The organism is Citrobacter sp. S46_ASV_140, from assembly GCF_018919545.1.
Classification (GTDB): domain Bacteria; phylum Pseudomonadota; class Gammaproteobacteria; order Enterobacterales; family Enterobacteriaceae; genus Citrobacter; species Citrobacter braakii.
This window is the reverse complement of the sequence record NZ_JAHLRC010000052.1, coordinates 1-12,867: the sequence shown is the minus strand read 5'-3', so window position 1 is coordinate 12,867 and position 12,867 is coordinate 1. Positions and strand designations below refer to the sequence as shown.

Genomic DNA, 12,867 nt, shown 5'->3' with positions numbered 1-12,867 from the left:
TGCTTTTTCCTCAAGTCTCTGAAAAGGGCCGTAAAAGAATGAGGAGTGCAGCATGATAATTTCAAAAGTTTGGGTGGGTTCGCTGGCGTTGTTAGCCGCGATCAGCTTGCCCTTACAGGCCGCGTCACCCGTCACGGTCGGTTCAAAAATAGATACCGAAGGGGCGCTGCTCGGCAACATTATTTTGCAGGTGCTCGAAAGTCACGGCGTGAAAACCGTTAATAAAGTACAGCTGGGTACCACTCCGGTGGTGCGTGGGGCAATCACCTCTGGTGAACTGGATATTTATCCGGAATATACCGGCAATGGCGCATTCTTTTTTAAAGATGAGAATGATCCTGCATGGAAAAATGCGCAGGCTGGTTATGACAAAGTGAAAAAGCTGGACGCAGAGCAAAATAAGCTGATCTGGCTAACGCCTGCGCCCGCCAACAACACCTGGACCATTGCGGTTCGCCAGGATATCGCGCAAAAGAATAAGCTTGAGTCCCTTGCCGATTTAGGCCGTTACCTGAAAGACGGGGGGACGTTCAAACTTGCCGCCTCTGCGGAATTTATCGAACGGGCTGACGCGCTGCCTGCCTTTGAAAAAGCCTATGATTTCAAACTGAATCAGAATCAGCTGTTGTCGCTGGCGGGGGGGGATACCGCGGTGACGATTAAAGCGGCGGCGCAGCAGACCTCAGGGGTCAATGCAGCGATGGCCTACGGTACCGACGGTCCGGTTGCGGCGCTTGGTCTGCAAACATTAAGCGATCCGCAAGGCGTACAGCCCATTTATGCGCCAGCGCCCGTTGTGCGTGAATCGGTGCTGCAGGACTACCCGCAAATGGCAGAATGGCTACAACCGGTATTTGCCAGCCTGGATGAAAAAACGCTGCAACGGCTGAATGCCAGTATCGCCGTGGAGGGGCTGGATGCGAAAAAAGTCGCAGCAGACTACCTGAAGCAAAAAGGATGGGTGAAGTAACGGAGTTTGCAGCAGGTGGGTGTTTTGTCGAATATTTCAGTAAATCGGGTGCTGTTGCTGCTGGTGTTTCTTACCATCGCGGCGGCAGCGCTTCCTTTCATCAGCTATGCTCCCAATCGCCTGGTTTCCGGTGAAGGGCGTCAACTCTGGGATATCCAACCCGACATGGCATGGGGATTAGCGGCGGCCTGTGTGCTGCTGTTTCTTCTGTGCTTTGTACCGGGAAAATCCGGCAATATATTGACGCTTATCGTTAGCCAACTGTTGGTGATTGCGGCGCTGGTCATCGCCGGCACAACGGCAACGTATCTGGCTCAGACGGGTAGCCCGCTGGCCAGAACCAGCCTGGGCAGCGGGTTCTGGTTAGGGCTGGGACTGATGCTGCTGGCAGCCAGTGACGCCATTCGTCGCATCACCGAACGGGCGTCGTGGCGTTGGTTATTGCACGCACAAATATTCATTTTGCCGCTGGTGTTACTGCTCTCCGGTACGTTTAACGATCTTTCTCTGCTTAAAGAATATGCCAATCGCCAGGATGTCTTTAACGACGCCCTGGCGCAGCATCTGACGATTCTGTTCGCTACCGTGGTGCCCGCGCTGCTCATTGGCGTGCCGCTGGGCGTCTGGTGTACTTTTTCTGTCTCCCGTCAGGGGCCAGTATTCGCGGTACTGAACATCATCCAGACTATTCCCTCCGTCGCGCTGTTTGGCCTGTTAATTGCGCCGCTTGCCGGACTGGTGAAGCACTTTCCCTTGCTGGGTTCGCTTGGCGTAGCGGGAACCGGTCTGACGCCTGCGCTTATTGCGTTGGTGCTGTATGCGCTTTTACCGCTGGTTCGCGGCGTAGTGGCTGGATTGAATCAGGTTCCACGCGATGTACTTGAAAGCGCCCGGGCGATGGGGATGAGCGCGCGTCAGCGGTTTATCTCGGTGCAGTTTCCACTGGCGCTGCCGGTCTTCTTGCGCAGTTTGCGAGTGGTGATGGTCCAGACGGTGGGGATGGCGGTGATAGCCGCGCTGATTGGTGCAGGGGGATTTGGCGCGCTGGTCTTTCAGGGATTGCTCAGTAGCGCCGTTGATTTAGTGCTGTTGGGCGTGATCCCGGTCGTTGTGCTGGCTGTGTTGATTGATGCGCTGTTTGATTTAGGGATCGCGCTGCTAAAGGTATCGAATAATGATTGAATTTCGCCATGTCAGTAAAACCTATGGCCAACAAAAAGCTGTCGACGACCTTAACCTGCAGTTAGGAGAGGGCAGCTTTTCGGTATTAATTGGCACGTCAGGTTCGGGCAAGTCTACCACGCTAAAGATGATCAACCGGCTGGTTGAACATGACAGCGGGCAGATCCGTTTCGCCGGGGAGGAGATCCGCAGCCTGCCGGTGCTGGAGTTACGACGGCGCATGGGGTACGCGATTCAGTCTATTGGTTTATTTCCCCACTGGACCGTCGCGCAGAATATTGCCACCGTACCGCAGCTGCAAAAGTGGTCACGTTCACGTATTGATGATCGAACAGATGAACTAATGGCGCTGCTGGGCCTCGAGGCGAGTTTGCGTCACCGTTATCCGCATCAGCTCTCCGGTGGACAACAGCAGCGGGTTGGGGTTGCGCGTGCGTTGGCCGCAGATCCGCAGGTGCTACTGATGGATGAGCCTTTTGGCGCGCTGGACCCGGTCACCCGCGGCGCGCTGCAGCAGGAGATGACGCGTATCCACCGTTTATTGGGACGTACCATTGTGCTGGTGACGCATGATATCGACGAGGCGCTGAGACTGGCGGAGCATCTGATTTTGATGGATGCGGGAAAAGTTGTGAAGCAAGGCACGCCGCTGTCGATGCTCACTGCGCCAGCGAATGATTTCGTGCAAACTTTTTTTGGCCGCAGTGAACTGGGCGTAAGGCTGTTGTCGCTGCGTACGGTAGGGGATTTTATCCGTCGCGGCGAACACTCAGACGGCGAGCCGCTGGTGGATGAGATGACGCTACGTGATGCATTGTCGGTGTTCGTGGCGCGTGGTTGCGATGTCTTGCCGGTCGTGACGCCGCAGGGGTTGCCCTGCGGGACGCTTCATTTTCGCGATTTGCTTTCGGAGACGCCGACCCGTGAAACGTCTTGCTGATCCATTGCTATGGCTTGTTGCGCTGTTTCTGATCCTGTTGATGGGGTTGCCTCACAGTCAGGCCCTGTTTAGTTCGCTATTTCCGACGCTGCCGCGTCCCGTATATCAGCAGGAAAGTTTTACGGCGTTGGCGTTGAGCCATTTTGCGTTGGTGGGGATTTCAAGCCTTATTGCCGTCATCATTGGCACCGGAGCGGGAATAGCGGTAACCCGGCCCTGGGGCGCGGAATTCAGGCCGATGGTGGAAACGATTGCCGCCGTGGGGCAGACATTTCCTCCGGTCGCCGTGCTGGCGATCGCCGTACCGGTGATGGGGTTTGGGCTTGAACCCGCGATTATCGCGCTGATTTTGTATGGCGTGCTACCTATCTTGCAGGCAACTCTGGCGGGACTCGGCGGAATTTCTCCCAGTGTGATGGATATCGCCAGCGGAATGGGCATGAGTCAGGGCCAGCGGCTGCGGAAAGTGGAGTTGCCGCTGGCGGCACCGGTTATTCTGGCGGGAATTCGCACGTCGGTGATTATTAATATCGGCACCGCTACGATAGCGTCAACCGTCGGGGCGAACACGCTGGGCACGCCGATTATCATCGGACTGAGCGGGTTCAATACCGCCTATGTGATTCAGGGGGCGCTGCTGGTCGCGCTGGCTGCGGTGATAGTTGACCGCGGGTTTGAGCGATTAGCGAGCCACCTTACCCGGCACGTAAAATGAATGTGTAGCCTGCCAGCATGACGCCGCCGATACCGCCGATGGCCATCAGCAGGAAGAGGGTAATGACACCGATTTTAGCTGCGCTCATTATGCACTCCTTATGTGAATCTAAGGATTGTACACGTTTGTTAACAGAATATTAAGAGCCGATCCTGGTTGGCTTTAAATACCGAGCGGATAAATATCGTGACCTAACGCGCGCCATTCGTTCAGTTGTTGCTGCTGAGCAGGCGTTTGGCTTTCGCCGCACCAGACCAGTAAGGTTCGGCCTTCAAACAGTTCCGGTCGCAATTGGTTTAGCGAGTGGGCGAGGACGTCAACGCGCCATCCCTGCTGGCTGGCTACCCAACCCTCCAGCCATAAGCGGGTGGTATCATGAATGTTCCAGCCGACAACCAGGGCATCTTTCCCCTGTTTCTTGCGCGCCGAGGCCAGACAAATCGCGATGTAGTTGATGAGGACACCGTCGAGGATCCCCAGTAACGCCTGCAGGATCGGCTGCTGACATTGCAGGCGGCGGCGTAACGGAATGAACAAATGGGTGTTGAGCGTTTGTGCGGGATAATCCTGACCGCGCTCTTTGATCCACATCCTGAGGCTATGCAGATTATTACTTTGCAAATAGCTCAACAGCGTCTCTTGCTGTTCGCGCCAGCCGTTATGCACATCAATGTTCTCATTGCTGAGCAACATTTTTACCTTACTGACCTGAACGCCGTTATTTATCCAGCGTTTTATCTCACGGATCCGGTCAATATCCGCGTCGTTGAACAGGCGATGCCCGCCGTCTGTTCGCTGCGGTTTCAGTAATCCGTAACGCCTCTGCCACGCGCGTAAAGTGACAGGGTTGATATCACAAAGCAAAGCCACTTCACCTATTGTGTAAAGCGCCATCGTCGTCTCACTTATGCTCGCGAGGTCCCAGTTTTACTTTAGACGCTCTTTTGCGAACCAGGTAGTTTTGTCTGTTTTTTGATCAACAAATGGGTGAATTTGTAGTCATGCTCGCGCTTTCGAGTGATCGTTCTCACAAATTCCTTTTTTTTTGCAACACTTCAAAGAAAGTTACGCGCAGCCCATGTATGTTACGCGCTTTTAAGTGATGTGTGGTTGGCAGGTATGTACGAGTTTAATCTGGTGTTGCTGCTGCTTCAGCAGATGTGTGTGTTTCTCGTTATCGCGTGGCTCATGAGCAAAACGCGTTTGTTTATCCCGCTGATGCAGGTCACGATCCGGCTCCCGCACAAGCTGCTTTGCTACGTTACCTTTTCCATTTTCTGCATTTTGGGCACCTATTTCGGGCTGCACATTGATGATTCTATTGCTAATACCCGAGCTATCGGCGCGGTGATGGGTGGGCTGCTTGGCGGCCCGGTGGTCGGCGGTTTGGTCGGTCTAACCGGTGGCTTACATCGTTATTCAATGGGCGGAATGACGGCGCTCAGTTGCATGATTTCGACCATTGTGGAAGGTTTGCTCGGCGGGCTGGTGCACAGCGTGCTCACCCGTCGTGGCCGTACCGATAAAGTCTTTAGCCCACTGACCGCGGGTGCCATTACTTTTGTCGCCGAACTGGTGCAGATGCTGATCATCTTGTTAATCGCCCGGCCGTTTGACGATGCGTTTCGGCTGGTCAGTAATATCGCCGCGCCGATGATGGTGACGAATACCGTGGGCGCAGCCTTATTTATGCGTATTTTGCTCGATAAACGGGCGATGTTTGAAAAATATACCTCTGCTTTTTCCGCCACTGCGCTCAAAGTTGCCGCCTCAACGGAGGGTATTTTGCGCCAGGGGTTTAACGAGGTTAACAGCATGAAGGTCGCTCAGGTGCTGTATGAAGAGCTGGATATCGGTGCTGTGGCAATTACCGACCGTGAGAAGCTGCTGGCATTTACCGGCATTGGTGACGATCACCATCTACCCGGAAAACCTATTTCGTCGTCGTACACCCAACGGGCGATAGAAACCGGAGAGGTGGTGTATGCCGATGGGAATGAAGTCCCTTACCGCTGCTCTTTGCACCCGCAATGCAAATTAGGCTCGACGCTGGTGATCCCTTTGCGGGGGGAAAACCAGCGGGTGATGGGAACCATCAAACTGTATGAAGCCAAAAACCGCCTCTTTAGCTCGATCAACCGCACGCTGGGGGAAGGGATCGCCCAGTTGCTTTCGGCGCAGATTCTGGCCGGGCAGTATGAGCGGCAAAAAGCGATGCTCACGCAGTCGGAAATCAAACTCCTGCATGCACAGGTGAACCCCCATTTTTTGTTTAATGCGCTCAACACCATCAAAGCCGTGATCCGACGTGATAGCGAGCAGGCCAGCCAACTGGTGCAGTATCTGTCGACGTTCTTTCGCAAAAACTTAAAACGTCCGTCGGAGATTGTGACGCTGGCTGATGAAATTGAGCACGTTAATGCCTATCTGCAAATTGAAAAGGCGCGATTTCAGTCGCGCCTGCAGGTGACTTTAACGGTGCCAGATGCGCTTTCGTATCAGCAATTACCTGCCTTTACCCTACAACCTATTGTGGAGAATGCCATTAAGCACGGTACCTCTCAGCTACTGGATACCGGCGAAGTGTCGATTACCGCCCGCCGCGAAGGGCAGTATCTGATGCTGGATATTGAAGATAACGCCGGGTTGTATCAGCCAACGTCTGAGGCCAGCGGATTGGGTATGAATCTGGTTGATAAACGACTGCGCGAGCGGTTTGGCGACGATTTTGGCATCAGCGTAGCGTGTGAACCTGACCGCTTTACCCGAATCACTTTACGACTTCCTCTGGAGGAACTGGCATGATCAAAGTGCTGATTGTCGATGACGAACCGTTAGCGCGGGAGAATCTGCGGATCCTGTTGCAGGCGCAAAGCGACATCGAGATCGTCGGCGAATGTTCGAATGCGGTGGAAGCCATCGGCGCGGTACATAAACTGCGTCCGGATGTCCTGTTCCTTGATATTCAGATGCCGCGTATCAGCGGTCTGGAAATGGTTGGCATGCTTGATCCTGAGCATCGTCCGTATATTGTTTTCCTTACTGCGTTTGATGAATATGCGGTGAAAGCTTTTGAAGAACACGCGTTTGATTATCTTCTCAAACCGATTGAAGAGGCGCGACTGGAAAAAACGCTGAGCCGTTTGCGTCAGGAGCGCACAAAACAGGATGTATCGCTACTGCCGGAGAATCAGCAGGCGCTGAAGTTTATTCCGTGCAGCGGTCACAGCCGAATCTATCTGCTGCAAATGGATGACGTGGCGTTTATCAGCAGCCGCATGAGCGGCGTGTATGTGACCAGCAGCGATGGTAAAGAAGGTTTCACCGAACTGACGCTCAGAACGCTGGAAAGCCGTACACCTTTACTGCGCTGCCATCGGCAGTATCTGGTGAATATGGCGCAATTGCGGGAGATCCGTCTGGAAGAAAACGGTCAGGCCGAACTGATTTTACGCAACGGGCTGACAGTTCCGGTAAGTCGCCGTTATCTTAAAAGTCTAAAAGAGGCGATTGGACTGTAAAACTGATACACTGCGCGCCATTGCATCACCGACAGTTGAAGGCTCTATGCTAAGTAACGATATTCTTCGTAGCCTGCGCTACACCCTGAAAGCGAACAATAACGACATGGTGCGTATTCTTGCGCTTGCTGACATGGAATCCACCTCCGCAGGTTTTGATACCTGGATGACAAAAGAAGATGAAGCCGGGTTTATTCGCTGCCCGGATATCATTCTCTCCGGATTTTTAAACGGTCTGATTTATCATCTGCGTGGTAAAGACGATTCTGCGCCGGAACTGGCGCTTGAGCGTCGTGTTAACAACAATACGGTGCTGAAAAAGCTGCGTATCGCCTTTTCGCTGAAAACCGATGATATTCTGGCCATTATGACCGAGCAGAAGTTTCGTGTGTCGATGCCGGAAATTACCGCCATGATGCGCGCGCCGGACCATAAGAACTATCGCGAATGCGGCGATCAGTTTCTGCGTTATTTCCTGCGGGGTTTGACGTCGCGAGTGCACAAAACGAAAGCGTAAAACGACGCTGGCGACCGCGATGAATTTCGGGTCGCCAGGATGTTATTTCACCTCTTTAAAACCTGCCGATTCCATTACCGTTTGCATTTGCTTCATGCTGATATTTTTATCGGCTTTCTCAGAAAGCTTCATCCCGGAAATTGCCTGTAACGCTTTTATATCGACTTTTTCCATATCGATAGTGACATTTTCCTGCGCGTAGGTATCTGTATAGGTGAGCTTTTCTTCTACGCCTGCAATATTTTGATATTTAGCGCTTAACGCGTCGAATACTTTTGCGGCTTCCTCTTTATTGCTGGCGCCGACAGACGCATAGCTGATTTTACTTTCGGAGCTTTGTTTCAGAACTTTGTCACCTTTATAGGTGTAAGAGACGGTGATATCCGAACCGTTAAGATTGGCATTGAATGTTTTCGTCTCTTCTTTTTCACCACAACCCGCCAGGGAAAAAACCACAACCGATGCCGCGGCGAGAGAAACTAATTTTTGTAACGCTGTCATGTAAAACTCCATTTTATGAATATCGAATGCTAAATAATAATTCTAATGAATATGATGGGGCCGGGCGGCCTTAATAGCAGAGCAGTATAGAATAAATCTAATAGCGATGGCTAAGCAGTCCGAAAATGGAGTGGGGGAGTGTGTTTAAGATTAAAGGTAAATCCCTCAGCAAAAAAAAAGCGCTGCAGTTGCAGCGCTCGAGATGTCTGATTTATTTCACCTGTTGGCCAGGTTTTGCGCCTTCGTCCGGGCTTAACAGGAAGATATCTTTCCCGCCAGGACCTGCCGCCATGACCATCCCTTCAGAAATACCGAAGCGCATCTTACGAGGTGCCAGGTTAGCAACCATAATGGTCTGACGTCCAATCAGGGTCTGCGGATCCGGATAGGCAGAACGAATACCAGAGAAGACGTTACGCTTCTCGCCACCGAGATCCAGCGTCAGACGCAGCAGTTTGTCAGAACCTTCCACAAACTCGGCGTTTTCAATCAATGCCACACGCAGGTCAACTTTGGCGAAATCGTCAAAGGTAATGGTTTCCTGAATCGGGTCATCCGCCAGCGGGCCGGTTACTGGTGCGGCAGCGGCCTTCACTTCTTCTTTCGACGCTTCCACCAGCGCTTCAACCTGTTTCATGTCGATGCGATTGTAGAGCGCCTTAAAGGTGTTGACCTTGTGACCGAGCAGCGGTTGCTTAATAGCATCCCAGCTCAGCTCGCTGTTCAGGAAAGCTTCTACACGTTCAGCAAGCGTTGGCAGAACCGGTTTCAGGTAAGTCATCAGGACGCGGAACAGGTTGATACCCATGGAGCAGATCGCCTGCAGGTCGGCATCGCGGCCTTCCTGTTTAGCAACGACCCACGGAGCCTGTTCGTCAACGTAGCGGTTTGCCACATCGGCCAGCGCCATGATTTCACGGATAGCTTTACCAAATTCACGACTTTCCCATGCTTCGCCAATCACCGCAGCAGCGTCAGTGAAGGTTTTATACAACGCCGGGTCGGCCAGTTCAGCCGCCAGTACGCCGTCAAAACGCTTGCTGATAAAGCCTGCGTTACGTGATGCCAGGTTGACTACTTTGTTGACGATATCGGCGTTTACACGCTGTACAAAGTCTTCCAGGTTCAGGTCGATGTCATCAATGCGTGAAGAAAGCTTCGCCGTGTAGTAGTAACGCAGGCTGTCGGCGTCAAAGTGCTTCAGCCAGGTGCTGGCCTTAATGAAGGTACCGCGAGATTTGGACATCTTCGCACCGTTTACCGTCACATAACCGTGTACAAACAGGTTGGTCGGCTTACGGAAGTTGCTGCCTTCCAGCATTGCCGGCCAGAACAGGCTATGGAAGTAGACGATGTCTTTACCGATGAAGTGATACAGCTCAGCGTCGGAATCTTTCTTCCAATACTCATCAAAACTGGTCGTGTCGCCGCGCTTATCGCACAGGTTTTTGAACGAACCCATATAGCCAATTGGTGCATCCAGCCAGACGTAGAAGTACTTGCCTGGCGCATCCGGGATTTCAAAACCGAAGTATGGGGCATCGCGGGAAATATCCCACTGCTGCAGGCCGGATTCGAACCATTCCTGCATTTTGTTGGCGACCTGCTCCTGCAACGCGCCGCTGCGTGTCCAGGCCTGCAGCATCTCGCTGAATGACGGCAGGTCAAAGAAGAAGTGTTCGGAGTCGCGCATTACCGGCGTCGCGCCAGAAACGACGGATTTCGGCTCGATAAGTTCGGTCGGGCTGTAGGTTGCGCCGCAGACTTCACAGTTATCGCCGTACTGATCCGGAGATTTACATTTCGGGCAGGTGCCTTTAACGAAACGGTCCGGCAGGAACATGCCTTTTTCCGGATCGTAAAGCTGGGAGATAGTACGGTTCTTAATAAAACCGTTCTCCTTCAGGCGCGTATAAATCAGCTCAGACAGCTCACGGTTCTCTTCGCTGTGCGTAGAGTGGTAGTTGTCATAGCTGATGTCAAAACCCGCAAAATCAGTCTGATGCTCCTGACTCATTTCACCGATCATCTGCTCTGGCGTGATCCCAAGCTGCTGTGCTTTCAGCATGATTGGCGTACCGTGTGCGTCGTCCGCGCAGATGAAGTTAACCTGGTGGCCGCGCATTCGCTGGTAACGGACCCAGACATCAGCCTGGATGTGCTCCAGCATATGGCCGAGGTGGATAGAGCCGTTGGCGTACGGCAGCGCGCACGTTACCAGAATTTTCTTCGCGACTTGAGTCATAGTGGGCAATTACTTCTTTTGTAGTGAAAAGGGCTTTGATAGTACCAAAATGGTAATTACTGCGCCAAGCGATAAGGGCATTTATCCGTAAATGAATAATTGTTGCGGTTGGAGTAAACTACCTGGTGACTATTGTATTTTCAGAACAACAAAAAGGAGTCGGGATGAACGCACAATCCCAGGCCAAATCACCAGAGACCCTGCGCGCGATGGTTGCCGGGACGCTGGCGAATTTTCAGCATTCAACCCTGAAGCATAATCTGACGACGCTTAAAGCGTTGCATCACGTTGCCTGGATGGATGACACGTTGCACGTTGAGCTGGTCATGCCGTTTGTCTGGCAGAGCGCGTTTGAGGACTTAAAAGAGCAATGTAGCGCCGATCTGCTGCGTATTACTGGTGCGAAAGCAATCGACTGGAAACTGTCGCATAACATTGCGACGCTGAAACGCGTGAAAAACCAGCCGGGCATTAATGGTGTAAAAAACATCATCGCCGTCAGTTCGGGTAAAGGTGGCGTGGGTAAATCCTCTACTGCCGTGAACCTGGCGCTGGCGCTGGCTGCGGAAGGGGCGAAGGTAGGGATTCTGGACGCCGATATTTATGGCCCGTCAATCCCGACGATGCTCGGTGCGGAGAACCAGCGTCCAACCTCTCCAGACGGTACCCATATGGCGCCGATCATGTCTCACGGCCTGGCGACAAACTCTATTGGTTATCTGGTTACTGACGATAATGCGATGGTGTGGCGCGGCCCGATGGCCAGCAAAGCCCTGCTGCAGATGCTGCAAGAAACCTTATGGCCGGATCTTGATTATCTGGTACTGGATATGCCGCCGGGTACGGGTGATATCCAGTTGACGCTGGCGCAAAACATTCCGGTCACGGGTGCGGTTGTGGTGACCACTCCGCAGGACATCGCGCTGATCGATGCGAAAAAAGGCATCGTGATGTTCGAAAAAGTCGAAGTGCCAGTGCTGGGTATTGTTGAGAATATGAGTATGCATATTTGCAGCAACTGTGGTCATCACGAGCCAATCTTCGGCACCGGTGGCGCGCAGAAACTGGCTGAGCAGTATCACACCCAACTGCTGGGACAGATGCCGCTGCATATTTCTCTGCGTGAAGACCTGGATCGTGGTACGCCGACGGTCATCAGCCGTCCTGACAGCGAATTTACCGCCATTTACCGCGACCTGGCAGGACGTGTCGCTGCCCAGCTCTACTGGCAAGGGGAAGTGATTCCGGGTGAAATTGCCTTCCGCGCGGTGTAATTAATAGCGTTAAAAATATTCACTGAATCAATAATGAATTGATTCAGTGAATATATTGGATGAAAAATCTCACTCAATTATTTATCCGGACTGTATAATTCATCTCTTTTTCTGAATAAACGCCCTCAATTCATCATTTAAATTGATCAAATTGGTCGAATTAATCTACAATCTCAATTAGTCTTAGCGAGGCAGTTAATCCATAATCTACTGGAAAGACGGCTTGTGTGCTGTTTCCCAACCGATACAGGAATAATGAACGTAATGAAAAAAAATTATTCTTGGGAGTTATTACTTTGGCTTATGGAATGAGCGCTTCTGCTTTCGCCACAGATACTGCCACCTTGAATATCAATGGTCGGGTAACTGAACCCACCTATAGCGCTGATGCCGGGTGTATATTTCAGATAAAAGTGATGGGTTAACGACAATTAATCTAGATATGACATCTGGACCAGCAATGATTTTTCAGTAAGTAGAATTTAAGCTTTACAGTAACGCATAAACCCATCACGTGTCAGTTTTCATTACCCCGATACGAAATTAAAATGCCAGATACCACATTAAATGAGATGCTCACGGTTAATAATACCAAATCGGGTTCCACAAATCTGGTATTGAATTGCGAAAGTATATATAACGTCACCACCAATCCCGTAACTTTTAAGGTGGTGCGCGGTGTCTGGGATGAAAGCGGGAAAATACTAAAAAACACGATAGCGAATGGCGCCAAAGGGGTGGGGTTCCAGATATATAATGGCACCGCGACTTCTCCTCTAAAATAGGGGGATAATCTGATGAACAGAATGACCAAACTGGAAGCAATCAGTAATCAGTACACTTTCCCTATCACTGCGAAATATATTCGCGTGACAGGGGAATCATTACTGCCTGGTGAAGTACAAAGTAAAGTGATATTTGCAGTATCTTATGACTAATTGATTTGCGGGTATTTCACGTACTTTCTTGTTGAAAGTACGTGTTTTTTCTATTAACGATGAT

12 protein-coding genes and 2 pseudogenes are annotated in these 12,867 nt (G+C 51.7%); 10 read left to right on the top strand and 4 right to left on the bottom strand.

Annotation, left to right across the window (positions count from 1 at the left end; translation table 11 throughout):
• Positions 1-52: 52 nt before the first annotated feature.
• The 4 genes from KQJ19_RS14255 to KQJ19_RS14240 are packed head-to-tail and all read left to right on the top strand — an operon-like array spanning position 53 to position 3,807.
• Positions 53-970, top strand: coding sequence for an ABC transporter substrate-binding protein (locus KQJ19_RS14255; protein ID WP_065554087.1), 918 nt, complete (start codon positions 53-55; stop codon positions 968-970).
• A gap of 15 nt (positions 971-985) precedes the next feature.
• On the top strand, positions 986-2,152 hold the full coding sequence (locus tag KQJ19_RS14250) for an ABC transporter permease (RefSeq protein WP_016153695.1): 1,167 nt from the start codon (positions 986-988) through the stop codon (positions 2,150-2,152).
• The gene (locus KQJ19_RS14245) at positions 2,145-3,092 is read left to right on the top strand and encodes an ABC transporter ATP-binding protein (RefSeq protein WP_016153694.1); all 948 of its coding nucleotides are present in this window, start codon (positions 2,145-2,147) and stop codon (positions 3,090-3,092) included. Before KQJ19_RS14250 ends, KQJ19_RS14245 begins: the two co-directional genes overlap by 8 nt.
• A complete protein-coding gene (locus KQJ19_RS14240) occupies positions 3,076-3,807 on the top strand; it encodes an ABC transporter permease (protein ID WP_049281973.1) in 732 nt (243 codons plus the stop codon). The genes KQJ19_RS14245 and KQJ19_RS14240 overlap by 17 nt, the downstream gene beginning before the upstream one ends.
• On the opposite strand, the gene KQJ19_RS14235 is transcribed toward KQJ19_RS14240, so the two are convergent.
• Positions 3,788-3,895 (bottom strand): protein YohO, encoded by a 108-nt coding sequence (locus KQJ19_RS14235; protein WP_003027354.1) that lies wholly within the window; start codon positions 3,893-3,895, stop codon positions 3,788-3,790. The genes KQJ19_RS14240 and KQJ19_RS14235 overlap by 20 nt on opposite strands.
• 74 nt (positions 3,896-3,969) lie before the next feature.
• Positions 3,970-4,701: an HTH-type transcriptional regulator MlrA gene (gene mlrA / locus KQJ19_RS14230; RefSeq protein ID WP_016153692.1), complete on the bottom strand. Its 732-nt coding sequence runs from the start codon at positions 4,699-4,701 to the stop codon at positions 3,970-3,972.
• A 225-nt stretch (positions 4,702-4,926) separates the two neighbouring features.
• Between mlrA and KQJ19_RS14225 the strand changes: the two genes are divergently transcribed.
• The 3 genes from KQJ19_RS14225 to KQJ19_RS14215 are packed head-to-tail and all read left to right on the top strand — an operon-like array spanning position 4,927 to position 7,845.
• Positions 4,927-6,612: a sensor histidine kinase gene (locus KQJ19_RS14225; protein WP_016153691.1), complete on the top strand. Its 1,686-nt coding sequence runs from the start codon at positions 4,927-4,929 to the stop codon at positions 6,610-6,612.
• Complete coding sequence (btsR, locus tag KQJ19_RS14220) at positions 6,609-7,328, top strand: two-component system response regulator BtsR (RefSeq protein ID WP_016153690.1); 720 nt, start codon at positions 6,609-6,611, stop codon at positions 7,326-7,328. Before KQJ19_RS14225 ends, btsR begins: the two co-directional genes overlap by 4 nt.
• A 46-nt stretch (positions 7,329-7,374) precedes the next feature.
• Entirely contained in the window at positions 7,375-7,845 is a 471-nt protein-coding gene (locus KQJ19_RS14215; protein ID WP_016153689.1) for a DUF1456 family protein, read from the top strand.
• A 42-nt stretch (positions 7,846-7,887) separates the two neighbouring features.
• Here KQJ19_RS14215 and KQJ19_RS14210 read toward each other — a convergent pair whose 3' ends face one another.
• Both KQJ19_RS14210 and metG read right to left on the bottom strand, forming a co-directional pair.
• Positions 7,888-8,346: a YehR family lipoprotein gene (locus KQJ19_RS14210; RefSeq protein ID WP_141875420.1), complete on the bottom strand. Its 459-nt coding sequence runs from the start codon at positions 8,344-8,346 to the stop codon at positions 7,888-7,890.
• A 211-nt stretch (positions 8,347-8,557) separates the two neighbouring features.
• Positions 8,558-10,591, bottom strand: coding sequence for a methionine--tRNA ligase (gene metG / locus KQJ19_RS14205; protein WP_047501004.1), 2,034 nt, complete (start codon positions 10,589-10,591; stop codon positions 8,558-8,560).
• Positions 10,592-10,755: 164 nt separating this feature from the next.
• Here metG and apbC point away from each other — a divergent pair, with 164 nt between their 5' ends.
• From apbC to KQJ19_RS24020, 3 genes and pseudogenes are all read left to right on the top strand, one after another.
• Entirely contained in the window at positions 10,756-11,865 is a 1,110-nt protein-coding gene (gene apbC, locus KQJ19_RS14200; RefSeq protein ID WP_016153686.1) for an iron-sulfur cluster carrier protein ApbC, read from the top strand.
• 230 nt (positions 11,866-12,095) lie between these two features.
• A pseudogene (locus KQJ19_RS24235) lies at positions 12,096-12,254 on the top strand (DUF2574 family protein); the annotation flags it as partial.
• A gap of 78 nt (positions 12,255-12,332) precedes the next feature.
• Positions 12,333-12,803 (top strand): annotated as a pseudogene (locus KQJ19_RS24020) (fimbrial protein); the annotation flags it as partial.
• Positions 12,804-12,867: the final 64 nt, after the last annotated feature.

Coding starts and splice junctions, on each gene's coding strand:
- KQJ19_RS14255 (WP_065554087.1), top strand. CDS start 53: ATGATAATTTCAAAAGTTTGGGTGGGTTCGCTGGCGTTGTTAGCCGCG.
- KQJ19_RS14245 (WP_016153694.1), top strand. CDS start 2,145: ATGATTGAATTTCGCCATGTCAGTAAAACCTATGGCCAACAAAAAGCT.
- KQJ19_RS14235 (WP_003027354.1), bottom strand. CDS start 3,895: ATGAGCGCAGCTAAAATCGGTGTCATTACCCTCTTCCTGCTGATGGCC.
- mlrA (WP_016153692.1), bottom strand. CDS start 4,701: ATGGCGCTTTACACAATAGGTGAAGTGGCTTTGCTTTGTGATATCAAC.
- KQJ19_RS14225 (WP_016153691.1), top strand. CDS start 4,927: ATGTACGAGTTTAATCTGGTGTTGCTGCTGCTTCAGCAGATGTGTGTG.
- btsR (WP_016153690.1), top strand. CDS start 6,609: ATGATCAAAGTGCTGATTGTCGATGACGAACCGTTAGCGCGGGAGAAT.
- KQJ19_RS14215 (WP_016153689.1), top strand. CDS start 7,375: ATGCTAAGTAACGATATTCTTCGTAGCCTGCGCTACACCCTGAAAGCG.
- KQJ19_RS14210 (WP_141875420.1), bottom strand. CDS start 8,346: ATGACAGCGTTACAAAAATTAGTTTCTCTCGCCGCGGCATCGGTTGTG.
- metG (WP_047501004.1), bottom strand. CDS start 10,591: ATGACTCAAGTCGCGAAGAAAATTCTGGTAACGTGCGCGCTGCCGTAC.
- apbC (WP_016153686.1), top strand. CDS start 10,756: ATGAACGCACAATCCCAGGCCAAATCACCAGAGACCCTGCGCGCGATG.